Here is a 25,346-nt window from a genome sequence, read left to right on the forward strand (position 1 = left end):
CACATTCGTATCGGCGGTGGGCCCGGACACAATCGTCGGGCAATCGACCTTTTCGCGACAATGGCGCGCGGCTCAGGCGCCGCGAAGGGGCGAATGCCAGTTGCCGGTGACCACGGCAATGGTAACGGCCGCCAGAGGAATCACCAAGCTGACCACGTAGGAGACCCAGTCGATGGTGTGCAGCCGCGAGACACGCGCCTGACTACGTTCGGTGGAGCCGCCGAAGCCCCGGGCCTCCATCGCGGTGGCGAGCTTCGTCGCCCTGCGGATGGACAGGACCAGCAGGCCGAACGCCTGGGCGAACATGCGAACGAACGCATTGCCGTCGCCCAGACCGCGAGAACGGCGTGACAGGCCGAGCGCACGCCAATCCTCCTGCAGAAGCGTGAACATGCGCATGCCGGCCAGGGCGCCGTACACAAAACGCGACGGCAGGCGCAGTATCTGCACCAGACCGTCCGCCAGATCGGTGGGATCGAGACCCAGCATGAACATCACGCTGGGGACCGCGATCGCCGCCACGCGCAGGAACGTGGCCGTCGCCAGATACAGGGAGCCTTCGCTCACGACGATGGCGGCCCATGAGAAGTACACGGTTCCGCTGGTGCGGCCGTACAGCACGATGGTGATGAAACCACCGACCGCGCCGATCCACACCGGCCACGTCCGACGGAACACCACCAACGGATTGATACCGGTGACCCACAACACCAGCATCACCACCGCGAACTGGATGGATGCGGAGACCACGTCGAGCGTGGTGAACAGCGGCAAACTCATCACGAATGGGCAGATGAAACGGCTGACTGGGTTCAGACGCGCGATCAGCCATGACTGGGAGGCCGGCTGAACCGGCTCGTGGCGCTGGTCGGGCGGCGTGACGACAACGGACATGGAGGAATCCTGCAGCACACTCATCATGCATTCCTTTCCTGCGACGAGACACCAGCACCGGAGTCACCGGAGTCATTCCGGGCATCAGTGGGCGTGACGGCGAACCGCACCGGAATAGCACCCAGCGATTCCACCAACGGCTCGTCATGCGTCACCATGATCACCGTGCAGCCTTGATCGCGGATGCCGGCGATGAGCTCCACCATCTGACTCCAGGTACGGAAATCCTGTCCGAACGTCGGCTCGTCCATGACCAGCACGCGAGGTGCCGCCGCCAGCATGGACGCGACCGAAAGCCTGCGTTTCTCACCGCCGGACAGCGTGTACGGGTTGCCTTGGGCGAATCGGGACAGTCGCAGCCGTTCGAGCAGCCGATCCGCTATCGCATAGGCCTCGTCGGCGCTTTTGCCCATGGATTTCGGTCCGATGGCCACCTCGTCGCGCACGGTGTTGGCGGCGAACTGGTGCTCGGGCTCCTGGAAGACCATGCCGATGCGACCGAGCAGTTCACGGCTCTTCCATGCGAAGGGCTCGCGACGATCCTCGCGGGGTGCAAGCTCCGGGGCGATGAGAACCCGGCCGGCGACCGGCTTGAGCAGGCCGGCCAAGGTGAGCGCCAGCGTGGATTTGCCGGCGCCGTTCGGCCCCATCAGCGCATAGACCCGGCCGCGACGGAAGCTGAGGCTCACATGCTCGCCCAGTGCCACCCCGTTGCGGCCGAAGGACAGGTCTTCAGTGGACAGGACGATATCGGCGGCGCCAATACCGTCACCTTCGGCAACCCCGGCAGTGGCAACGCCATCGTGAGAGGATTCCTCCGCCTTACCCGAAGTAGCCTCCGACGCGGCTTCCTTGGGCGGGAAATGCGGAATCGCACGCCCCGGCACCCATGAGCCGCCTTCGGCGAGCACGTCGCCCATCGTGGAGAACACCTCGTCGGGCGTCCCATCGGCGAGCACGCCGCCTTCGTGCTCCCCCGCCGCCGCGCCGAGCACGATCACGCGATCCACCAGATCAAGCCAGACGTCGATATGGTGTTCGACCACGACCATGGTCTGGCCGGTGGACTCGATCACATGCTTGACCGCGTCATGCACCTCACGCACGCCGTCGGGGTCGAGATTGGCGGTGGGTTCGTCGAGCAGCAGCAGGCCGGGCCTCATGGCCAGCACGCCGGCCAACGCCAGCCGCTGACGCTGACCACCGGACAGATGGCGCGTGGAGTGGTTCATCTCCAGGGATTCGAGGCCGACGATGTCGAGCGCCGATCGTACGCGACGCCATGTCTCCTCTCGAGGCACGCCCAGATTCTCACAGGCGAAGGCCACGTCGTCGCCCACACGCTCGAGGATGATCTGGGAATCCGGGTCCTGCAGAACGAGACCAGCCTTGCCCCTGGCCGTATTGACGTCCGTTCCGCCGATGCGAAGCTCTCCCTTGCTCTCACCTTCGTCATCGCTGCCCAGCACACCGGCCATGGCCGCCATGAAGGTGCTTTTCCCGGCGCCCGACGCGCCCAGAAGCAGGACGCGCTCACCGGGACGAATCGTCAGATCCACATGGCGCAGGGCGAAGTCCTTGCGCGTGGAATGACGCCAGCCCCAGTCGCGCGCCTCGACGCCGACTGGGGCCACCTGCTGCAATGTCATATGGACATTCACCGATCAGACCAGCGCCTTCGTCCTGCCGGACTCGAAGCGGTCAAGCACGCCGGTGGCGGCGATGGCGCGGTGCACGTACCACATGAGCACGCCGGCGATCACGGCACCGGAGATCAGCGTGGTGACGAGGTAGCACAGACCGTAGGTGCTGAAGTAGCCGATGCCCACGTAGCCGCCGAACGGGGAGAACTCGTACAGGTAGTTGCCCAGACCTGCCAGCAGACCGGAGAGCGTGGCGATCAGCGGGTTCCACTTGCGGTAGAGCACCAGCACGAAGGCCAGCTCGGCGAACACGCCCTGCACGAGGCCGATGATGATGGAGCCGCTGATGCCGAACACATTGCCGGCGCCGATGATGTATTCGATGCAGGCGGCGACCAGTTCGGCGTAGATGGCAGCGCCCGGCTTGCGCACGATGAGTCCGGCCAGAGGACCGGCGAACAGCCAGAACGCGCATACCAAACCGCTGAATCCGGGGAGTACCGCATCCAAAGCGGTGGTCGGAATCTTGTAAATGAGATCCCAACCGGCGAAGATGACGCCGGATGCGACGGCGACGATGGACGCCACGACGATATCGACGACGCGCCACTTGTAGTTGGCCTTGGCCACAGCTTGTGCCATGTGAGTGCCCTTCTTCTCATTTCGCATACGGCCATGACGAGTGGGCCGCACGCGGATTGGTTCAGGCACGGGTAGATAAGAGCGACAATTCCGTGACGACGGCATTACCCGGTCACGTTCCATCGGTCGAGACTGCACGTCTCCTCTCAGCCGCCCTACGGCAGCTCCCGTGTCAACTCTCCAGACTATAGGGCAAGACCGGGCGGAAGGCAATAGGGGCGTCCGACAATCGGCCCGCCCCTGCATCATCCCGGGGAATCCCGGAGTATCCCTGCGGAAATCCCCTGACTACTTCACCGGCTTCCCCAGCTTGTCGAGCAGCAGGGCCTCGGCGATCACATCGTTCTTCAGACCGGGCAGCGAGACGGACTCGTTGGGGCTGTGGGCGTTGGACTTCGGGTCCTCCGGGCCGGTGACCAGCACCTGGGCGCCGGGGAAGAGCCGCTGCAATTCGGGGATGAACGGAATCGAGCCGCCCTGGCCCTGATTGATCGGGGCCACGCCGAACGCCTCCGCCATGGCCTCGAGCGCATCCTGGGTGGCTTCGGCGTTCGGGTCCATGGCCCAACCCATGCCGTTGTCGCCGGCCTCGACCTCGACCTGCGCACCGAACGGAGCGGACGACTCCAAATACCGCATCAACGCGGCCTGCGCCTCCTCCGGACGCTGGCTCGGCGCGGTGCGCAGCGACAGGCGGAACCTGGTCTCCGGGCTGATCACATTGAACGACCCCTCCACCGGGTGGGCGTCAAGGCCGATCACGGTCAGCGACGGCTTGGTCCACAGACGGGAGGCCAGCGAACCGGTGCCCGCGAGCACATAACCGTCCACGATGCCGGCATCGGCGCGCACGCCGTGCTCGTCCACGTCCTGCTGCAGGCCGCCCACCGGCTCGTCGGCGGCGATGCCCGGCACCGCGAGGTCGCCGTTGCCGTCGTACAGCGAGGAGATGAGCATCGCGGCGAGCGTGGTGGAGTCGAGGATCGGGCCGCCGTACTGGCCGGAGTGCACCGGATGAGTCAGGGCGCGCACGGTGACGTCCACGGTGGTGTTGCCCCTGAGCGAGGTGGTCAGCGAGGGGATGTCCGGCGCCCAATTGCCCGAATCGGCCACGATGATCACATCGGCGGCGAACTCGTCCCGGTGCGCCTCGATGAACGGGATGAAGCTGGGCGAGCCCATCTCCTCCTCGCCCTCGATGAACACCTTGATGTTCACCTTGAGATCGTCGCCGAGCGCCTTCAGCGCGCCGGAATGGATGGCGATGCCGCCGCCGTCATCCGCCGAGCCGCGGCCGTAGAGACGTCCGTCAACCGCGGTGGCCGTGAACGGATCGGTGTCCCATGCGGTCGCGTCAGGCACCGGCTGCACATCATGATGTGCGTAGAGCAGCACGGTCGGGGCGTCCGGCGAGACGACGCGAGAGCCGATGACCTCCCACGCCCCCGGGGTGCCGTCCTCGTTCGTGGCCTGCGCCACCTTGGCGTCAACGCCCACCAGGCGAAGCTCCTCGGCCACGAATTCGGCGGACCGCCTCATATGCTCGGCGGTGATGCCCTGCGCGGAAACCGAACGCAACGCGATCTTGCGCGTCAGCAGCTCCACGATGCGGTTCCAGTCGGATTCCACGCGCGCGCGGATCTCATCGGCGGACAGCCTCTCGGCGTTGGATGCGGCCATGTGCCCCTCCTTATATATCAGCATGTATATAACGGCGTCATTGCAGCGGTCAGAGCAGCGGTCGGACCGCAAACACCGCTTGAACAGTGTCTGAACGTCACCGTAACCTCAAAGCATGACATGGAATCCGTTCAAGAAGAAGGAAGAGGCCCAGAAACCCGCTGAGCCCGTCGTCAAGAAGGCCGACCCGCAGGGTCCGAAGGGCCGCCCGACCCCGAAGATGAAGAAGGCGCAGGCCGCCGGCATCCGCCCGCTGGTCCCGGCCGACCGCAAGGCCAGCGCCAAGGCCGCCAAGGCCCGTATGCGCGAGCGCGAGAACGCCGAATACGAGGCGATGCAGAAGGGCGACATCAACCACATGCCCAAGTCCGAACGTCTGCCGTGGCGCATCTACATCCGCGACTACGTGGACGCCCGCATCAACCTCGGCGAATGGTTCATCCCGGTGATGATCGTCATCCTGGTCCTGTCCATGGTGGTCACCTCGGTGGCGCAGAACGCCTGGACGTCAATCCTGATGATGGTGCTCATGTACGGCTACCTCATTCTGGTGATCATCGACGTGGCGCTGATGTGGCGCAAGCTCAAGAAGAAGCTCATCGCCAAGTACGGCGAAGCGTCCGTGGCCAAGGGCTCCCGTTCCCTGACCTACGCATGGAGCCGCTCGATTCAGATGCGTCGCTGGAGGCTCCCCAAGCCGCGGTACGACAAACGCGGCCACTGGCCGGAGGACTAGTCCGCCCTTACCTCCTCGTTTCCCCTCCTCACCGACGTTGCGAAGCCCCCATCACGGGGGCTTCGTCGTTTTCCCGCGGATATCGCACCATGGCTTCCTATAATTGGCAGCAGTTGTCATAGGGTACGACCGATTCGAGGAGGATTCATGAGCGAGCAGTACGATCTGGCAATCATCGGCGCAGGGCCCGGCGGCTATTCGACGGCGCTGCGAGCGGCCGAACTCGGCATGAACGTGGCCCTCATCGAACGCGACGCCACCGTGGGCGGCACCTGTCTGAACCGCGGATGCATCCCCTCCAAAGCGATCATCACCGCCACCCATACCATCGACGTCGTGCACCGCGCCGCCGAACTCGGCGTCAACGCCTCCGTGAACGGCATCGATTTCGGCGCATTACGCGACTACCGCATGCGCACGGTCGACACCATGGTCAAAGGACTGGCCGGCCTGCTCGCCCACCGCGGCGTCACCGTGCTGCGCGCCTCCGCCTCCTTCAACGCCGACAAGACCGACGCCGAAGGCCGGCACATCGTGCATCTGGCCCCCTCCCCCGGCCAGAACGGCATCCTGACCTATCACAAGGCCGAAGTGCCCGAACCATCCGGTTCCGCGCTGGACGTCATCGCCCACGACGTGGTGCTCGCCACCGGTGCCGAACCGCGCCCGTTGCCCGGCAACCCGTTCGCCGGGGCGCTCATCGACTCCACGCAGGCCCTCGAACTCAACGAATTCCCCTCCTCAGCGGTCATCATCGGCGCAGGCGCCATCGCCCTCGAATTCGCGTCGATGTGGAACGCGGCCGGATCGGACGTCACCCTGCTCATCCGCAAGGACCGCGTGCTGTCCGCATGGGACCGCCGCGCCGGCGTGACCCTGACCCGCGAACTCAAACGCCACGGCGTGCATGTCATCACCCACACCGACGTGACCCATGTGGATACCGGCGCGAATCTGGGGGCCACGGTCCACTATCGGCATGCGGGCGAGGACACCGACCAGACCGTCTGGGGCGAAATCGCGCTGGCGGCCATCGGGCGCACACCGGTCACCGATGCCGCGTGGGGCGTCGCGCTCGCCGACGACGGATGCGTGGTCACCAACCCCTACGGACGCACCAGCAAGTCCGGCGTCTGGGCGGTGGGCGACGTGACAGTCGGCCCGGCGCTGGCCCACCGCGCCTTCGCGCAGGGTCTGGTGATCGCCGAGATGCTGAGCGGACAGCACGTCAAGCCGGTGGACGACGATGCCGTGCCGCAGATCGTCTTCTCCTCACCCGAAGCCGCTTCGGTGGGGCTCACGCTCGATCAGGCGCAGGCCCGCGAGGATCTTGTCGAAGTCAAGGAGACCATCTATCCGATGCTGTCCAACGCGCGCATGCTCATGCGCGGCAGCGGCGGCTCGCTGACCATCGTCTCCGGATGCGACGCGGCCGAACCGGACACCCCGCGCGTGCTCGGCGTGCACATGATCTCGCCGCTGGCATCGGACATCATCGCCGAGGCGGAGCAGCTCGTCGGCAATCGCGTGCCGCTGTCGGACGCCGCCCGGCTCATCCATCCCCACCCCACCTTCAGCGAAACATTGGGCGAAGGACTGCTCAAGGCGGACGGGCGTCCCTTGAACACGCGCTGACGGGCGGCATCAGGGAGCGTGCGGACCAGCGCACCTGATAGACTTGATGCCCAGTGTGTGTTTCGTCCCAACAAAGGAAGTGTGATGGCTGAAAAGGACGCAAAGCCGAAGAAGCAGAGCACGATCAAGCAGATCATCCAGATCTACAAGTACACCGCCAAGGAAGACAAGGCGCTGCCGTGGCTTGAGGCCGGCTCGTTCCTGCTGCCGGTGGTGGTGGCCGTAATCATCGGCCTGATCTTCAAGTGGAGCTGGCTCACCTGGATCTTCGTCATGATCACCGCCGTGATGCTCGGCATCCTGCTGGCCACGATGATGCTCACCCGTCGTGCGGACGCCGTCGGCTACAAGCAGATCGACGGCAAGACCGGCGCGGCCATCAGCGTGCTGAGCAATATGGGCAAGGCCGGCTTCAACTTCCCGCAGGAGCCGGTGTGGGTCGACCCGCGTACCAAGGACGCCATCTGGCGCGGCACCTCGATGAACGGCATCTATCTGATCGGCGAGGGCGACTACGGCCGCGTGATGAAGGCCATGGACCGTCAGGAGCGCGAGATCAAGGGCGTCACCGCCGGCTCGTCCATCCCGGTCTACCGTATCGCCGTGGGCCACGGCCCCAAGCAGGTGCAGCTCAAGGACGTGCGCAAGGCCGTCACCAAGGCCAAGAGCTACGAGCCCACCGACCACAAGAACCCGCTCATCGCCAAGATTCACCCGCGTCGCCGCTTCCTGCTGACCAAGGCCGAGGTGTCCACGCTCGACGATCGTCTGCGCACGCTGCAGGCCAAGGCCGGCTACGGCATCCCCAAGGGCATTGATCCGAACCGTCGTCAGCGCGTCTCCCGTCGCGCCATGCGCGGTCGCTGAGTCCGGCATCGTTGGTCGGACGACGACCGGCCGAATCGCCCATCGACAACCGTCACCGAACAGTCCCCGATGGCTTCCCTTACGGAAGGTATCGGGGACTGTTCGTATTCAGCCTGCCGTTGTTCCCGTTCTTATGACTTGGTACGCCACGTTATAAGCTCGTTGATTTTACTTTGGAATCCCCTGTCGGCTCGCACATTACCGTCCTGAACCGCTCCTCTCCATTCCCATTCCCATGAGACGACCCGCCCGCCCTCGGCGGCCCATCCGATTCCACTGACGCGGTTCAAGCACTGTCCACGTTGCGGACGGGCCCGAACGGCGGCGCCTTGGCAGGGCACTGTATGTTTCGTTGGAATACCGGCGTTAGGCCAACGCAATCCACTATGTCGAAACATTCTCGTAACCCAAGTTTCGACCTTGCGAAACGCGCGATTTTACGATAGGTACCGTTATATTTCATACGAAAGGAGCGGTCCCGTGACCGAACTCAAGTCCAAGGAAGACGCCGAGGCCCTTATCAATAAGGAAGGCATCGAGTATGTCTCCGTCCGTTTCACCGATCTGATCGGCGTTCAGCAGCACTTCACCGTGCCGGCTAGCGAGTTCCTGAAGGACGCCTTCACCGAAGGCATGCCGTTCGATGGTTCGTCCGTGCAGGGCTTCCAGGCCATCAACGAGTCCGACATGAAGCTGGTCCCGGATATCACGACCGCCTTCGTGGATCCGTTCCGCAAGCACAAGACCCTCGACGTGGCCTTCTCCATCGTCGACCCGCTGACCGACGAGCCCTACTCCCGCGACCCGCGTCAGGTCGCCGGCAAGGCCGAGGCCTACCTGAAGTCCACCGGCATCGCCGACACCGCGTCCTTCGCTCCGGAGGCCGAGTTCTTCATCTTCGACAAGGTGCGCTTCGAGAACTCCATGCAGCGTTCCTTCTACGAGGTGGACTCCATCGAGGCCCCGTGGAACTCCGGCGTTGACACCGAAGAGGACGGCACCCCGAACATCGGCTTCAAGAACCGCGTCAAGCGCGGCTACTTCCCGGTTCCGCCGATTGACCACAGCCAGGACCTGCGCGACGACATGGTCGCCAACCTGCAGAAGGTCGGTCTGATCCTCGAGCGTTCCCACCACGAGGTGGCCGGCGCCGGTCAGCAGGAGATCAACTACCGCTTCAACACCCTGCAGCACGCTGGCGACGACCTGATGAAGTACAAGTACGTCGTCCACGAGACCGCCGCTCTGGCCGGCAAGTCCGTGACCTTCATGCCGAAGCCGATCGCCGGCGACAACGGCACCGGTATGCACTGCCACCAGTCCCTGTGGAAGGACGGCAAGCCGCTGTTCTACGATGAGAAGGGTTACGCCGGCCTGTCCGATCTGGCCCGCTGGTACATCGGCGGCCTGATTAAGCACTCCTCCTCCGTGCTGGCCTTCACCAACCCGTCCCTGAACTCCTACCACCGTCTGGTCCCGGGCTTCGAGGCCCCGGTCAATCTGGTGTACTCCGCCCGCAACCGTTCCGCCGCCATCCGTATCCCGCTGGCCGGCACCTCCCCGGCTGCGAAGCGCATCGAGTTCCGCGCTCCGGACCCGTCCTGCAACCCGTTCCTGGCCTTCTCCGCCCAGCTGATGGCTGGTCTGGACGGCATCCTGAACCACATCGAGCCGCCGGAGCCGGTCGACAAGGACCTCTACGAGCTGCCTCCGGAAGAGCACGCCGGCATCAAGCAGGTGCCGAGCTCCTTGGCCGAGGCCATGGACGCGCTGGAAGAGGATCACGACTTCCTCACCGCCGGCGACGTGTTCACCGATGACCTCATTGAGACCTGGATCGGCCTTAAGCGCGACGAGATCGATCAGGCCCGCCTGACCCCGACCCCGCTCGAGTACGAGCTCTACTACCACATCTGATAGGTAGGGATTGGAATCGTTGGAATTCCAATGATTCTGCAACTCGTGGGTAGCCAAACGGGATACGTTGCTATCCCATGAACCTGCAATAAAAATGGCCTCCGGTTATGCACCGGAGGCCATTTTTGTTGCCCGTTGCGGGCGAGGCAATTTCGACTCCCCCTATCAGTCGGCCCGCGAAATGGGTCTGAGGGGTAGTCATTCGTCAACGAATTTACGGCGCAGCACACTAGTGCCGCCTGTTGTTGATACCGTCACCAAGTCTTTGCTCAGAACAATGGGTCCATGCCGGTGGTCGGCTGTACCTTGGGGCGGGCCGGACGACCAATGTGACGCGCGTATACCAGCCAGCGGCCGTCACGGTTCTCCATGCGCGCCTCGAATTTGCCGCTTTCGAATCCGCGGCGTTCGCCGTTGCGGATCTTGAGCACCGCCTTGTTCGCCGCAGTACGATTCACCGACTCACCGACCTCGTACCAGCCGGGATGGGTTTTCAGCCACGCCGCCAGCGCCGGCCCATTGCGTTTGATCTGCGGACGGGAATCCTCCAGTTCCGCGTCAAGCCCTTTCTTGCGACACTGCTGGAGAAAATGCGCCGCATCCAGTGGGTCATCGAATTGAACCCTGATCGTCGTTTTTCCCATAAATATTCATTGTATCGAGAAACCGGGCGTTTGCGCATCCCCCACTCCATGACATCGGGCGGTATGATGTGTCGCATTATGGGGATGGACATCGTAGGAATGGGGCGCCGCGCCGATGAGGCTGCGGTACCGCTTGAAGCATCAGTGGCACCATCAGTGGCGCACGACCGGAGCGAGCGAAGAGGCCGAGACGATACAAGGAGCCGGCGGCAAGACCAAGACGGCCATGATATCCCCAACAACCAGACCCTGCCCGTCCCCATCATCCACGGTTTGGATGTGGACGGGCAGGGCCGTTGCCGGCACTGGCATTCACCGCTGGACATCGTGGCCAACCGCTTCGCCTGCTGCGGCGAGTATTACGCCTGCTACCAATGCCACGACGCACTGGCCGGTCACCCACGCATCCCGTGGAGCGACCCCGACTCCCCCGCCGTGATGTGCGGCGTATGCCGGCATCAGATGACCGAAGCCGAATACGGCCGGGCCATGGAATCCACCGAACCGCACTGCCCGTCATGCGGCGCCCGGTTCAATCCCGGCTGCCGGCTGCACCACGACATCTATTTCGGGGAATGCCCGGCCTAGCGGCCAGTCTCACAACTGATAATCACCGAATTTCTGACGCAACACACTAGGCCTGCTTGGCCCGCCAGATGTCCGGCTCGACGTAGATCTCCCACTCGTACCATGGCAGCGTGCGACGGACGTTGGTCTCGATCTTGTCCACAGTCTCGACGTCGTAATCGCGATCCAGCTTCGAGGTCTCCACCTTGAGGCACAGCAGCACGGAATCCTCGTCCATGTGGATGGCCTGCATGTTGATGAGCCGGTCCACTCCGGCTGTGTCTTCCACGGCCTTCACCACGAGCGCGCGCGTGCTGCGGTCAAGGCTTTCACCCACCAGCAGCGAACCGGACTTGAACGCCAGCGCCGCCGATCCGCACACCAGCACCAGACCGACCAGCATGCCGCCGATGGCATCGTACAGTTCGTCGCCGGTGACGATCGACAGGCCGATGCCCAGACCTGCGAACGCCAGACCGATCAGGGCCAGCGTATCCTCCATCATCACCGAGGCGAGTTCGGCGGATTTGGTGCGCCGCCAGAAGCCGATCAGCGAATCGTCCTCCACCTGCACGCGCTTCATCCGTTCGCGTGCTTCGTGGACGGACGTGTGCAGACCATATCCCTCAAGACATGCGGAGACGCCGACCACCACAAGCGCGGCGATGAGTTCCACGGAATTCGCATCGCGCGACATCGTACCCTCGAGCAGACCGACGAGCTTGCCTGCGGCCTGCGAGACGGCGAATACACCACCGACGAAGAACAGCAGCGTGGCCACGATGAAACTCGCAAGGTACTTCACGCGATGCAGACCGAACGGATGGTCACCGCGGGATTGATGATCCGAGGCCCGGTCCCCCACCATCAACACGAGCTCGTTCGCGCAATCCGCCACCGAGTGCACGGATTCGGAGAACATGGACGATGAACCAGTGAACGCGGCCGCCGCGAATTTGGCGCAGGCGACACCGACGTTGGCAAGCAGCGCGGCCTTGACCGCCGCGCCCGCATTCTTCTGATTGTTCTGATCAGACACGATTGGTCACTCCCTCACACAGCATTGTAGGCGGGCTGCAATCGGGCATGACACACCTTGGACGACAGCCGAAACAGTCAGCATGACCAATGACCAGTCAATGACCAGCCGGCGGGAGCTCGATGAACGGACGCCGGGCAACCGGCGAATATCCGCCGATCGACCACCGAACAACCAGCGCACGGCGTCGGCTAGAGTAGACGACTATGAGCACCGAAGAGCGCACCGAACAGCTGGCATGGGATTTCGACGACACCGCGACCGAAGACAACGGACAGGCGGCCGAACTGCGCCCGGACACGGGCATCGTCCGGTTCGCACCCGGTTCCGCGCCGTGGATCGCCGCGCTGGAGCCCACTGATGAGGATGCGATGCGCCTCGACCGACTCGATGTGAACGGTCTTGATACCGAGGCCGCCGCCCGTCTGTGGGCGCGCGTGGCCGCATGGGTGGAGGCCGACCAGATCGCCTACTACATCGACGACGCGCCCGTCAGCTCGGACGCCGCCTACGACGCCCGCATGCGCTGCCTGCAGAAACTCGAGGCGGCCTTCCCCTCGCTCGACAATCCGCAGAGCCCCACGCATCGCGTCGGCGGCACGTTCTCGAACGACTTCGCGTCCGTACGCCACCCCAGCCGCATGATGAGCCTCGACGACGTCTTCTCCATCGAGGAGCTCAGGGACTGGTACGATTCGGTCATCCGTGACCTCGACTGGCCGGCCGGCAAACCGCTGCCGATGAGCTGCGAGGTGAAGATCGACGGTCTGGCCCTGAACCTCATCTACCGCAACGGCGTACTGGAACAGGGACTTACGCGCGGCGACGGCGTCACCGGCGAGGACATCACCCTCAACGTTCGCACCATCGGTTCGATTCCCGCGAACCTCGGCGGCCCGAAGGAGGACATCCCGGACTTCGTGGAGATCCGCGGCGAGGTGTTCATGCGCTGGGATGACTTCCGCGCGCTCAACGCCGAGCAGGAGGACGCCGGCCGCGCACCATTCGCCAATCCGCGCAACGCCGCAGCCGGCTCGCTGCGGCAGAAGGACCCGCGCATCACCGCGACCCGTCGCCTGAGCTTCTATGCGCACGGCCTCGGCCGGCTTAACTGGGGTGCCGACCATCCGCGCGGCACGCACGATGTGGTGGCCGACCAGTCCGAAGCTTACGAGCTGTATACCAAGTGGGGCGTGCCGGTCTCACCGCACAACCGCTCGGTGACGTCATTCGACGAGATTCTGGCCATGATCGATTATTACGGCGAACATCGCGGCGACATCGAACACGCACTTGACGGCATCGTGGTCAAGGTGGACGATCTCGGATTGCAGCGCACGCTGGGCGCCACCTCGCGCGCGCCGCGCTGGGCCATCGCCTATAAGTACCCGCCCGAGGAGGTCAACACCGAGCTTCTCGACATCACCGTGCAGGTGGGCCGCACCGGCCGTGTGACGCCGGTAGCCATCCTGAAGCCCGTCTACGTGGCCGGTTCCACGGTGGCCCGCACCACACTGCACAACGCCTTCGAGGTCAAGCGTAAGGGCATTCTCATCGGCGACACCGTGGTGGTGCGCAAGGCCGGAGACGTGATTCCCGAGCTTGTGGGCCCGGTGCTTGAGCGCCGTCGTGGGCGCGAGGCGCAGCTGCGTGAGTTCGTGATGCCCGAGTACTGCCCGTCCTGCGGTGCCAAGCTGGCACCGGCCAAGGAAGGCGACAAGGACATCCGCTGCCCGAACGTCGAAAGCTGCCCGGCGCAGCTGACCGAGCGCGTGATCTCGCTGGCATCGCGCAAGGCCTTCGACATCGAGCATCTGGGCGACCAGTCGGCCATCGCGCTGACCAACCCCGAGGAGAACCGGCCTGATTCCGTGGCCACATATGCACCGAACATCACGGAGATCGTGGTCAAGCCGGGCGAAGAGCCCGAACCGTACGAGCCCGTGCCCGGTCTGGAGCTGCCGGAGCGCCAGACGCCGGTGCTGTCCAGCGAGGCCGGGTTGTTCGCGCTGACCGCCGCCGATCTCAGGGACGTGCGCGTCTGGCGCGAGTCGCCCATCATCGAGGTGCACGAGGTCACCGGCCCCGACGGGCGCAAAAAGAAGGTGCGCAAGAGCCTCGGCGGGTCCGGATTGTGGCATCAGGTGCCCGCGTTCTGGACGCTTCCGGCGCCAGCTCGCAAGCTCACCGCCAAGCAGCTGGCGGCACGGGCCGAGGCGGCGGAGGCTGTGCAGACTGCGCAAACGACGCAGGCGGCAACCACACAGTCGGCAACCACACAGTCGGCCGCACAGCCGACGGCCGCAGCAGCACAGTCGACGACCACATCCCGACGGATAGTCGACGGGCTTGCCGCTTCCGAAAACGGTGGCGACGTCGCGCGCGCATCCGTCCCCAGTCTCCCCTACCCCGAATACGACGTGCCCGCCGACGCGGTGATCGTGCGCGTGGACCACAAGACCACACGCACCGGTGCCACGGCGGTTCCGGTGATCGTCAAGCCCGCCGAGAACACGCGCAAGATGTTCGATGAGATGGACAAGGCCCGTCATGCCGATCTGTGGCGCGTGCTCGTGGCGCTTTCGATTCGCCGGCTCGGCCCGCCCACCGCGCGTCTCATCGCGTCGTCGCTCGGCTCGTTGGACGCCATCGCCTCCGCCACGGTCGAGGAGCTGACGCAGATCGACGGTGTGGGACCGGAAATCGCCGAATCGGTGGTGCAATGGTTCGCCGCCGCCCGCGAGCCCGGCGACTGGCGCGGAGAGACGCTGCGCGCATGGCGCGAGGCCGGCGTGGGCGTCGCCGCCGCCGAAACCAGCACGCTACCGCAGACCCTGGCCGGCAAGACGGTGGTGGTCACCGGCTCGCTCGAGGGATACTCCCGTGATTCCGCCAAGGAGGCCATCATCGAGCGCGGTGGCAAGGCGGCCGGCTCGGTAAGCAAGAAGACCGACTATGTGGTGATTGGCGCGAACGCCGGTTCCAAGGCCACCAAGGCCGAGGAACTCGGCATCCCCATGCTCAACGAGGCCCAGTTCGCCCAACTCCTCGAAACCGGCGAGGTCGCACAGGCCTAAGCCATCTTTCCTCCTGCCCGAGAAAACAAACACCAAGCCGACAAGTCCATGGAGGTCCGATTCCGGTCACCTCCCTCATCAGAGGGAGGCAATCGATATCAGGCTTGGCATCTGTTTCACCAGACCGGCATTGTACGGCCGGAGACGCAACTGGAACCTCCCAGTACCAAGTCTCAATGATATGATTGTGCTCTTGTCGAAAGGGGGCGACCTCATATTTCTCTTTGCGAAGTATGGCATGGCGGGCGATTGCACGCTAGTCTGGTACGCGGCAATAAGGAGGATGCATGAGCGATACCCGTCAGATCGAAGCGGCAATCTACGAACGGCTGAGTCGAGTGATCGACCCGGAACTCGGGCGGTCCGTCACCGATCTGGGCATGATCGCAGCCATCAACGCAACGCCGGTGAGTGCATTGGCCCCGGCCAGCGACGACACCATCACCGCCAGCAGCCACGGCAACGCGGGCACTGCGCATGCCGTCGCGGCCGAGGCCGGCACTGACACCGCCGACCATCGCGAGGCATATGACGTGACGGTGCATGTGGAGCTCACCGTGCCGGGCTGCCCGCTGTCTCAGACCATCACGAACCAGATCAACGGTGCGGTCACCTCCTATCCGGACGCCCAACTCACGCCGCATATCGAAGTGGGTTCTATGAGCCGCGACAAACTGGCGGATCTCGTGGCTGATCTCAAGGCCGAACGCAAGCAGAACCCGTTCAGCAAACCGGGCGTCAAGACGCGCATCTTCGCCATCGCCTCCGGCAAGGGAGGCGTGGGCAAGTCCTCGGTCACCGCGAATCTGGCGGCCACATTCGCCGCGCTGGGCTACGACACGGCCGCCATCGACGCGGACATCTACGGCTTCTCGCTGCCCCGCCTGTTCGGCGTGCACACCCAGCCCACGAACCTCAACGGCATGCTGATGCCGGTGACCGCATGGGGCGCCAAGCTCATCTCCATCGGCATGTTCGCCGGCGCCGACCGGGCCATCCTGTGGCGTGGCCCCCGTCTGCAGCGTTCCTTGGAACAGTTCCTGTCGGACGTGTGGTGGGGTTCGCCGGACGTGCTGCTACTCGATCTGGCGCCCGGCACCGGCGACATGGCGATTTCGGTGGCGCAGGCGCTGCCGAACGCCGAGCTCGTGGTGGTCACCACCCCGCAGCCCTCCGCCTCGGATATCGCCGTGCGTTCCGGGCTCGTGGCGCTGCAGGTGCCGATGAAGGTGCGCGGCGTGGTGGAGAACATGAGCTATTACCAGCACAACGGCGAAAAACTGCGCATTTTCGGCGAGGGCGGTGGCCGGCGTGTGAGCGACCAGCTCACCGAGGCGCTGGGATATGACGTGCCGTTGATGGCCCAGCTGCCGCTGGTGCCCGAGGTACGCGAGACCGGCGAGGCAGGCCGACCGGCGGTGTTGCATGCGGATGGGGCGCTTCGCACCGATGGAATCGGGGCTACGTTCCGGGGGCTGGCCGAGCAGCTGATGGGGTGATGCCCCGTATCGCAGGATTGCAGGCTTTGTCTGCGGGCCTCTCCCTCCGTCAGCGCCAATGCGCTGCCCCCTCATCAGCGGGAGGCTACCCTTATCCCAAGATGCTCACTAGACACCCTCCATATCACAGGATGCCTCTTCCTCCGTCAGTACCAGTGCGCCGAAGCCTCCCTCATCAGAGGGAGGCTCCCCATTACGACACCCAGTGTTCCCTGTAAGAGGGAGGCTTGGAAAGGGCTCAAGCGGAGAGGGAACGGAGGAACTGGGCCTGCACCACGTCGATGCCGTCGCCTTCGCCGTCGTTCATGCGGGCCACGGCCACCGACAGCGTGCGGGCGGGCACGAACATGCCCTCGTCAACGCACACCCGGGCGGCGTCACGCATGATACCGGCGACTTCGATATGCGGCCAGACCGGCAGATCGTGCATGGCGAGCACATGCGCGGCCTCCTCCACCGATTCGGGGATCGGAATGCACTGGGAATCCGCACGGGAGACCAGCTCCTGCAGTTCGCCTTCCAGCGAGCCGATGGCACCGGGCGCGATGTGGTCGCTCATCAGGTAGGCGGCCGCAGCCGTATCGAAGTGGTCGAGCATCCATTCCGCATAGGCGAATCGGTAGTAGGCGAACGCGGCATCGTCGCGATCCAGCGCGACGCGTAGCGCGTTGAGGCAGGCGGCACGGGCCGAATCCCAATCCTCCTTGCGGGCGAGCTGAATCGCGAGCTTCAGATGCGAAAGCGGGTAGGCCGGCGCATACGCCACCATGCGGTTCAGGTGCGGAATCGCCGCGTCGGCGTTCTTGATCTGGCTCAGCACGTCCGCCAGTTCCATATGCGCGTAGAACAGGTTGTCCGGGATGAGCACGGTGCGCTCGTCCGGCGTGGCGAACAGTCGGTTGTACACCACACGTTCCGCGTACGAATTGAAGTAGCGAGGCACGCCGGGGCCGGCGGCGAAGACCTGATCCAGTCGGGTCACGGCAGCCTCGGCCACCTCGATGGCCTGCGGGGCCTGCCCGGAGAACAGCATATCGCGGGCGCGGAGCCGCTCCTTGTCGAGATCGTCGGCCATGGTGAACGTGAAATCGGGCGTATCGTCACCGTCGATCAGCGCGCTCGTCACCTGGGAGGCGAGCGCCGTGAGCTCGGGATCGCTGATCGACTCGATGATCCGCATGGCGCGTTGCGCCTTCTCCACCGAATCGATCGAGGAATCCTGCGCCAGTCCATGGAACTCGTTGACGCCATGCTGGAGCAGATCGACGCGCTGGATGGCGAGTCCCGCACTGTCACGGGCGCCCAATACGCGGGCCGTGGCGGGCGTGAAGCGACGGTCGGCCAGTTCCGGTTCATCCTGGGAACCGGTTGGCGAGAAACGGCTGTCCGTAAGATCGAAGTCGGCATTGACCGGCTTGAGCCCGCCTTCACCGTCCACATCCATGACCGCGCCGAACAGACGGTAGGTCTCCTCGGGATTATCGAGTCCATCCGTCTCCAGACGCTTCATGAAGGCGTCACGCGTGAAAGTGACGGTGACCATGTTGCGCACGGTGGGATTACGGCGCAGCACGCTCATCGGATCGTCGTCCCCGCCGCCGACGCCGTTGGCGGACCGGCCGGATGCCGCATCCGCGTCGTCGGCGTCGTCGCCATTGCCGCCGGCCGAATCGTCGGAGCCGGCCGCGCCCATGCTGAACGCCATCTCATCGATGTCCACGCCGCGCATGAGGTCCTCGAACTGCGAGTCGATGGACGCCTTGCCGTCCCCGGTATCATCCGCGTCGCGCGTTCCCGCGTTCGCGCCGCCATCGTCCATACGATCCTCGCCTGCGGACGGCTGGCCGAACGTCTCCTCATGGGTGATCGGACGGGTCGGGTCTCCGTGGAAGTCGCCGTCCTTGGGGTCAGCCTTGGACCCGGCGCGGCCCATATCACCGCTGCGCAGGTGTTCGAAGGCGCTCAACGCCTCGCTCATCATGGCCTCGATGGCGGAATCCTGCTCGGCGATGGCCTCCTCGAGACCGATCGAATCGATGTGCAGGGAGACCTGACGCACGGACTTGCTGGCACCGAAGCTCATCGCCGCCATCATCAATCCCACACGCAGGTTGTAGGCGGCGCTCATCGAGGCGCGTTCCGGACCGCTCAGCGTGCGCCAGGTACGCCGTGACACGTCGTAGCGGCTGTCCGGCATCATCGAGGTGCCGGCGGTGGTGAAGCCGATGGCCACCTCGCCGCTGTCCAGACGGGAGCGGAACTCCACATCGAACCGGTACGGCAGACGAAGCCGGCGCAACAGCGAGGAGAGCGCCTGACGATACACCCACTCGTCCGAATCGGCACCTGCGCCAAGACCAGCACCGGAACCGTGCCCGCCATCCGACGCCATATCGCGCGGATCGGGGAAATCGCCGCGGATACGCTCGGCCGTGCGTTCCGCGATGGACGCGAGGCTCAGCACGGCACGACGCTCATCCGAACCGTCGTACGGGTCGAGCGCCATCAGGGCCGGGTTCTCGATGAGCTTCATGTCGATCTGCGCGGCCTCGGCGCGGGTGACGGTGTCCTCGGTGGGATTGCGCCCCAGCGAGGCGTTGCGCTCCAGCCATGCGCTCACGGCGGCGAACCGGTTGAGGTTGCCCTCGATCTTCAGGGATTTCAGGGCCTGGCCAAACGCCATCGACTTGTCCCATGAGAAGAAATAGCCGTTGGAATAGGTGGAGGTGTACAGATGCAGCGGCTCGGCGCCATGCACGGCCTCAAGGCCCGGCGTCTTGTCCAACGCGCCGGCTTCACGCATGAGATCGGCGAAATGATCCTCGAGTCCGGAGGCGCGCATGCCATGGGCGCGCGCGGCCAGGGTGTCCCGGACGCAGCGGCGAATCGCCCCGATCGGCGCCTCGCGGTTGAGCCTGCGGAAGATGTTGCCCGACCCGAAGCCGATGAGCAGACCGTTGATCTGCGGCAGCATGTACGCGGCGAAGAACGCGATGGCGATCGCGTCACGGTATTCGAGATCGTAGCGCATGTTAGCCGGCAGGTTGGCGCGCATCTGTTCGAGCGTGTACCGGTTGCCGGACTTGAGCCATGAGGCGAGCCACGTCAGACGGCCGGAATCGTCCCGTCCCACGACACTGCCGACGACGGCCTTGACGCCCTTGCCGTCACGGGCCGCGCCGTCACTCACCGTGTTTGAACCAGCTCCGGAACCAGCAACAAAACCGGCACCGAGCGCGCCACGCAACAGCCCGGACCTGCGAATCCGCTCGAATCCACGGCTCAGCTCGTCGCCCAGCCCGCCGCCGAATCCATCGCCAAGGCCCGAGCCGCCACCCGCGACGCCTCCCATGGCCCCGGAGCCCTTGCCTAGCCCCAGACGGTCGCCGTCCGGCAGCGTCACGTCCTTCTCCTTGCCGAATACGAAGCGCGGCTGCATCTCCTGCACGTCCATCTTCGGATCGGTGCCCACGAACACGCGCCCGTGCGCATCGGCGAACGCCACCTGTGCGAAATGATCGCGGTCGGTGAAGATGCCCAGCGAGAATCCACGGCCCTGCGTGGCGGGCAGCTGCGCCCAGCCGAGCAACAGCCCGTCCGGCACGTTCTCCAAGGCGGGGAAGGCGCGGCGCTTGACCATCGGCCCGAGCGCGACCGCATGCCGGGTCAGCTCGTCGATGACGCCGCCCCTGCGTTCGCTGGCCTCACGCAACGTGTCGCCGAACGGATCGGCCGTCGCCGGCGCGGGCTTGACCAGTCCCAGATCGACGGCAAGCGCGTTCATCGAATCCTTGAGTTCCCCGAGCAATGATGTGCGGCTGCGCTTCCTGTGATTCGACGTACGTTTTGGCATGATTCACATTCTCTCCTGTTTGGACGACATAAAGCCTATAGAATAATGGGGTGCTTTCCGAAGACCTCTCCCACCGCGACCGGCAGGACCGGCGCCCCGGCGTACCCGAACCGGCCACCCTCGTACCGGCGGCAGGCAAGTCAGGGTCCTCGGAGTCAGAGCCCGGCGAATCCAAATCTGCGGCCTCCGGGAAGGTCGGGGCCCAGCGCCACGCGCATCCGGTGCGCGCACTACTGGCGCTGTTGACGGCGCTGCTCGCCATCGTCGCCGTGGAATGCGTCGTCTTCAACGCGCCCTTCTGGCGCACGCTGGGCGCCAGCACCGACACCAACGCCGTACATAACACGCTGGGCCCGGGACTCAAGCGCACCGACGACGGCATGCTCACCGTCACCGACCCCACCAAGGCCTATCTCGAACTGACCGCGGACGGCACCTCCCCATACCTGCGCATCGACACCACCGACGAATCGACCATCAAGCAGGTGCGCAAACAGGCCGAGGCCGAATCCCGCGCGAATGGCGACAAGGAGGCGTCCAAGCCCCTCACGACCATCCATGTGCGGGCCGACGTGATCGCCAAGCCGGACCCATCGACGTCCGGCGGCACATCCGATGATGCCGATTCCGCTGGCGGCACGACCAGCGGCACGACCAGCAGCGCGACCGGCGACACCAGCGCAACCGGCTCCACCGCCGGCACCGGCAACGCCCAAACCACCCCCACCACGACCATCGGCCGTAGCCGATCGCTCAATCCCGCCGCCGAACGCAGCCACTACGTCAAGGCCCCCGGCGCGGGCACCGTGCGCCTCTGGATTCAGGAGAAGCGCGGCGCGCTGGTGCCGGTCACCGACGCCCGTGCGAACGTGCGCGTCCCGTTCACCGTAAGCTGGGCCCGTGTGACCACGATGGCGGTGATTCTGCTGCTCATCGCATTGTGGCGGCCGGGCAGCCGTCTGTGGCGCATCCGCTTCGACCCCGCATCCGTCCGTCAGCGTCTCGCCTTCGCCGGTCTCATGGCCATACCGGTGATCGCAATCGGCGCCTCCATCGTCTGGCAGCTGGTCTACGCCTCACCGCTCGCCTTCCATATCGCCGGTGGCTACACCTACGATTACGACCAATACGGCCATGTGGCGGACGCCATCATCGCCGGCCACCCATGGCTGGATCTGGAGGTGCCGGACCGTCTCGCCGCCACCGCCGACCCCTACGACGTGCCCACCCGCCTGCAGCTACTCAAGGACGGGGTGAGTCCGATCTACTGGGACTACGTCTATTACAACGGACACTGGTATTCGTACTTCGGCGCGCTGCCGGCCTTCCTGCTGTTCGTTCCCTACCGTCTCCTGACCGGTAACATGCTGCCCACCGCCGCGGCCGAACAGTTCCTGATCCTGCTGTTCGTCATCTTCTTCTCGATGCTCGTGCTGCGCGTGGTCCGCCGGGTGATGCCGCACACCTCGCTGGCCGCCGCTTCGCTGATCACCGTCTCCTCGCTCCTCGGGTCGCAGGCCGGGTATCTGATCTACCGCACGAATTTCTATCAAGTGCCGTTCGCGGCCTCGCTGGCCCTGACCTCGCTCGGCCTGTGGTTCTGGGTGGGCGCGGACACCTCCAGCCGCCCGATGCTGAGCATCGACCGGTGGCAGGCGGGAGATGCGAAACCCCTTTCCCTGCCCCGGCTCGCGGCCGGAGCCCTGTGCATCGCCGCCAATTTCGGCTGCCGTCCGACCTTCACCTTGACCGCTCTGCTCGCCTTCCCGTTGTTCTGGCCGCAGATCCGCGCGGTGCTCGCCGGGCTGCGATCCCGCAGCATCAGTCCGGCCAAGGCGCTGCGGGCGCCGCTTGCCGTCATCATCCCGGCCATCGTCGTGGTCGCGCCGTTGATGATGTGGAACAAGGTCCGGTTCGGCTCGCCGTTCAACTTCGGCAACGCCTATCAGTTCAGCGTCTCGGATATGACCCGTTTCACCCAGCCGCTCGCGGACATGCCCGCCACCATCTGGTATTACCTGTTCCTGCCGTTGCGGTTCGTCTCCCATTTCCCCTGGTTGGAGGTCTCCCCCGCGCCGATGCCGGTCTGGGGCTACTACGAGGTGATGGTCGGCGCATTGTTCACCGCCACGCCGCTGATGCTGCTCGCGCTGGCCTTGCCCTTCCTGCGCGGGCTTGAGATGCACGGCATGCGCCCATGGCTGATGTCCTGCCTGATGCTGGCGGGTGTGCTCATCGTCTTCGACAGTTACGTCGGCGGCTTGGGATGGCGGTATTCCGCCGATTTCGGATGGCTGACGGCGCTGGCCTCGATTCCGGGAATCCTCTGGCTGGTCAACGGGCGTGAGCCCGACCGCAGCACCCTGGCCGGCGCGAACGACGCCGCGTCCGGCGATGGCATCAGCCGTGTCACACCGTGGCGTTGGCTCATGCGCTGGGTCGTGGCGCTGCTGACCATCGCCATGCTCGCGGTGGCGGTGCTGAGCTGCTTCGTGCCGGCCCGCGACGACGCGCTCATCATGAACAACCCCACGCTCTGGCATCAGGTTCAGGCATGGTTCACCCTGCTGTAATGCAGAACGGCCCCAAGCTGCTCGGCTCGGAGGAGGTCCGTCTCGAACAGACGGTCTCCCCTGACGACGACACCACTACCGCGCTCGGCAACGGACTGTACGCCATCCTCGGCAACGATTCGGACGAGCAGGACTTCATGTACTACTACGACGCGAACGGCGTGCTGCGCGGCGAAGTGCCGGTCCTCTACTACCGTTCCCACCGGCTGCTGTTCGACGACGACGGTCTCATGTGGTTCTCCGCCTCCACCCGCACGTTCGTGGGCATGAACCGGCTCGGCAAGCTGGTCAAGATCATCGATCTGGGCGGTCGGTTCATCCTCCATCACGACTACGCGCTGGACTCGGACGGCAACATAGTCTCCCTCGCCACCGACCTCAAGCGAGAGGACCATGCGGTGCAGGACCAGGTCATCAAGGTGGACACCTCCACCGGCGAGGTCTCGCTACTGGTGGACTTCGGCGACCTGTTCCCCGAATACAAGGCCTCCACCACGCATTCCGGCATCGACGAGTCCGACCCGACCGCCTCGAACCGCTGGGATTGGATACACTTCAACACCATCCAGCTCATGGATGACGGTTCGGCGCTGCTGTCCGCCCGAGAGACCTCCACCATCGTCAAGGTGAACGACATCGAGGGCACGCCCACGCTCGACTACATGATCGGCGAGACGTCCGTCTGGTCCGGCACGCCCGAGGCCGACTCGTTCCTGACCAAGGTGGGCGACTTCGGCGACACCGGTGGCCAGCACTCGATCACCGTGCAGTATGATTCCTCGCTCGAGGACGGCCAGTACTACGTCTACATGTTCGACAACAACTTCGGATATGCGATGACCCGCCCGGATTACGATTGGACGGTCATCGACGGCATCTCCACCGCCCAGTCCTCGAAGGACGAGGATTCCTCCTCGCAGTTCCGCAAGTATCTGGTGGACGAACAAGCCGGCACGTATACCGAAGTGCAGTCGTTCGACGTGCCGTATTCCCCGTACGTCTCCTCCGCCGAGGAGATCACCGACGACCTCAATCTGGTAGGCACCGGTATGCAGGGCGTGTTCGGCGTGTACGACGATTCGGGCGACCTCAAAGCCCAGTACCGGATGGCCCTGAGCACCTCGTATATCTACCGCGTCTACCAGTACGGCTTCCGCGGCTTCTACTTCGCCTGACGGGGGTTACTCGGCCGCGGCTTTCGCGGCCTTGTATTTGCCGCGAATCAGATCCTCGTAGAACGACACGGCATCCTGCGGCGTGCCGTCGAAGACGATCCGATGGTCATCCAGCACCAGCGTGCGGTCGATCGCGTATTCGGGACGACGGATCATATCCGTATCATGTGTGGCGAAAATCACCTGCTTGTCGTAGCTGAACAGGGCGCGGGCCACATGCGCGGTACCGATCTCGTCCAATCCCTTGCTCGGTTCATCCGCCACGATGGCGCTCGGGTTGAAACTCAGCGCCACGGCGATGGCCAGCAGATGCCGCTTCTCCGAATCCAGCTCGCTGGCCTTGGCCTTGGAGACCTGCGCCAGATTGAAATGCGCGAACAGGTTGCCGATGCGGGCCAACCGCTCCCCCTCGGGCACCTTGTGCTTCTTCAATGCCTCGGAGACGGCCTCGGAGATGTTCTTCGCGCGATAGAAGCTGTTGGGGATCTCCTCGCGGCGCACCTTGCCCACCAGATCGTCGATGCGCTTGAGATCATGTTTGGACGCCGGGTCCAGATGCTCGTCGTCGCCCACGATGGTCACCGTGCCGGCGGACGCCTTGAGCGAGCCGTCCAGCAGCCCGAGCAGCGTGGATTTGCCGGCGCCGTTGAGTCCGATGATGGCCACGCGCTTCTCCGTGATGGTCAGGGACGTGGGTTCGAGCCCCACATGCCCGTCGTCATAGGCATGACCGGCCTGATCGAGCGTGAACGTGAGCGATGCCGGGTGCGGCAGTTCCTTGGGTTTGAAGAAAGAGAATCCCATACCGTCCATTCTACGTGCGTCCGCCCATCCATCAGTGTCGGTTCTCGACGCCAGCCTGTCGGATTTCGACGCCCGGCTGTCGGATTTCGGCACCAGGCTGT

The 25,346-nt window shown here is 64.7% G+C and carries 16 protein-coding genes and 1 pseudogene; 9 read left to right on the forward strand and 8 right to left on the reverse strand.

Going from position 1 to position 25,346, the window contains the following annotated elements; all coding sequences use genetic code 11:
• Nucleotides 1-72 precede the first annotated feature (72 nt).
• The 4 genes from BMYO_RS06655 to BMYO_RS06670 form a co-directional block, all read right to left on the reverse strand.
• Complete coding sequence (locus tag BMYO_RS06655; protein WP_233428186.1) at nucleotides 73-918, reverse strand: energy-coupling factor transporter transmembrane component T family protein; 846 nt, start codon at nucleotides 916-918, stop codon at nucleotides 73-75.
• A complete protein-coding gene (locus BMYO_RS06660) occupies nucleotides 918-2,543 on the reverse strand; it encodes an ABC transporter ATP-binding protein (protein WP_169834075.1) in 1,626 nt (541 codons plus the stop codon). The genes BMYO_RS06655 and BMYO_RS06660 overlap by 1 nt, the downstream gene beginning before the upstream one ends.
• A gap of 15 nt (nucleotides 2,544-2,558) precedes the next feature.
• On the reverse strand, nucleotides 2,559-3,179 hold the full coding sequence (locus tag BMYO_RS06665; protein WP_094667710.1) for an ECF transporter S component: 621 nt from the start codon (nucleotides 3,177-3,179) through the stop codon (nucleotides 2,559-2,561).
• 288 nt (nucleotides 3,180-3,467) lie between these two features.
• On the reverse strand, nucleotides 3,468-4,859 hold the full coding sequence (locus BMYO_RS06670; RefSeq protein ID WP_094667711.1) for a dipeptidase: 1,392 nt from the start codon (nucleotides 4,857-4,859) through the stop codon (nucleotides 3,468-3,470).
• A gap of 115 nt (nucleotides 4,860-4,974) precedes the next feature.
• Here BMYO_RS06670 and BMYO_RS06675 point away from each other — a divergent pair, with 115 nt between their 5' ends.
• The 4 genes from BMYO_RS06675 to glnA all read left to right on the forward strand — a co-directional run bounded on the left by BMYO_RS06675 (nucleotide 4,975) and on the right by glnA (nucleotide 10,014).
• On the forward strand, nucleotides 4,975-5,595 hold the full coding sequence (locus BMYO_RS06675) for a DUF3043 domain-containing protein (RefSeq protein ID WP_094667712.1): 621 nt from the start codon (nucleotides 4,975-4,977) through the stop codon (nucleotides 5,593-5,595).
• 147 nt (nucleotides 5,596-5,742) lie between these two features.
• Entirely contained in the window at nucleotides 5,743-7,230 is a 1,488-nt protein-coding gene (locus tag BMYO_RS06680; RefSeq protein WP_094667713.1) for a dihydrolipoyl dehydrogenase family protein, read from the forward strand.
• An 84-nt stretch (nucleotides 7,231-7,314) separates the two neighbouring features.
• Complete coding sequence (locus tag BMYO_RS06685) at nucleotides 7,315-8,097, forward strand: DUF4191 domain-containing protein (protein ID WP_094667714.1); 783 nt, start codon at nucleotides 7,315-7,317, stop codon at nucleotides 8,095-8,097.
• Between the two features lie 480 nt (nucleotides 8,098-8,577).
• Entirely contained in the window at nucleotides 8,578-10,014 is a 1,437-nt protein-coding gene (gene glnA, locus BMYO_RS06690) for a type I glutamate--ammonia ligase (protein ID WP_094667715.1), read from the forward strand.
• A 269-nt stretch (nucleotides 10,015-10,283) separates the two neighbouring features.
• Here glnA and BMYO_RS06695 read toward each other — a convergent pair whose 3' ends face one another.
• Nucleotides 10,284-10,658: a hypothetical protein gene (locus BMYO_RS06695; RefSeq protein ID WP_094667716.1), complete on the reverse strand. Its 375-nt coding sequence runs from the start codon at nucleotides 10,656-10,658 to the stop codon at nucleotides 10,284-10,286.
• A gap of 144 nt (nucleotides 10,659-10,802) precedes the next feature.
• On the opposite strand from BMYO_RS06695, the gene BMYO_RS06700 reads away from it, so the two are divergent.
• Complete coding sequence (locus tag BMYO_RS06700) at nucleotides 10,803-11,246, forward strand: CHY zinc finger protein (protein WP_233428187.1); 444 nt, start codon at nucleotides 10,803-10,805, stop codon at nucleotides 11,244-11,246.
• Between the two features lie 46 nt (nucleotides 11,247-11,292).
• Here BMYO_RS06700 and BMYO_RS06705 read toward each other — a convergent pair whose 3' ends face one another.
• Complete coding sequence (locus BMYO_RS06705) at nucleotides 11,293-12,267, reverse strand: cation diffusion facilitator family transporter (protein ID WP_094667717.1); 975 nt, start codon at nucleotides 12,265-12,267, stop codon at nucleotides 11,293-11,295.
• Between the two features lie 203 nt (nucleotides 12,268-12,470).
• Between BMYO_RS06705 and ligA the strand changes: the two genes are divergently transcribed.
• Nucleotides 12,471-15,341 (forward strand): NAD-dependent DNA ligase LigA, encoded by a 2,871-nt coding sequence (ligA, locus tag BMYO_RS06710; RefSeq protein ID WP_094667718.1) that lies wholly within the window; start codon nucleotides 12,471-12,473, stop codon nucleotides 15,339-15,341.
• Nucleotides 15,342-15,628: 287 nt separating this feature from the next.
• A complete protein-coding gene (locus BMYO_RS06715; protein ID WP_094667719.1) occupies nucleotides 15,629-16,840 on the forward strand; it encodes an Mrp/NBP35 family ATP-binding protein in 1,212 nt (403 codons plus the stop codon).
• Nucleotides 16,841-17,078: 238 nt separating this feature from the next.
• Here the strand turns inward: BMYO_RS06715 and BMYO_RS06720 are convergent, their stop codons facing one another.
• The gene (locus BMYO_RS06720; RefSeq protein WP_169834076.1) at nucleotides 17,079-20,693 is read right to left on the reverse strand and encodes a tetratricopeptide repeat protein; all 3,615 of its coding nucleotides are present in this window, start codon (nucleotides 20,691-20,693) and stop codon (nucleotides 17,079-17,081) included.
• A gap of 221 nt (nucleotides 20,694-20,914) precedes the next feature.
• Here BMYO_RS06720 and BMYO_RS06725 point away from each other — a divergent pair, with 221 nt between their 5' ends.
• Both BMYO_RS06725 and BMYO_RS06730 read left to right on the forward strand, forming a co-directional pair.
• A complete protein-coding gene (locus tag BMYO_RS06725; RefSeq protein WP_233428193.1) occupies nucleotides 20,915-23,266 on the forward strand; it encodes a hypothetical protein in 2,352 nt (783 codons plus the stop codon).
• Nucleotides 23,263-24,441: pseudogene (locus BMYO_RS06730) on the forward strand (aryl-sulfate sulfotransferase); the annotation flags it as partial. The gene BMYO_RS06725 and the pseudogene BMYO_RS06730, both read left to right, overlap by 4 nt.
• Before the next feature lie 6 nt (nucleotides 24,442-24,447).
• Here the strand turns inward: BMYO_RS06730 and BMYO_RS06735 are convergent.
• Entirely contained in the window at nucleotides 24,448-25,245 is a 798-nt protein-coding gene (locus BMYO_RS06735; RefSeq protein ID WP_169834077.1) for an ATP-binding cassette domain-containing protein, read from the reverse strand.
• Nucleotides 25,246-25,346 lie beyond the last annotated feature (101 nt).

Origin of the sequence: Bifidobacterium myosotis, assembly GCF_002259745.1 — a bacterium.
Taxonomy (GTDB): Bacteria; Actinomycetota; Actinomycetes; order Actinomycetales; family Bifidobacteriaceae; genus Bifidobacterium; species Bifidobacterium myosotis.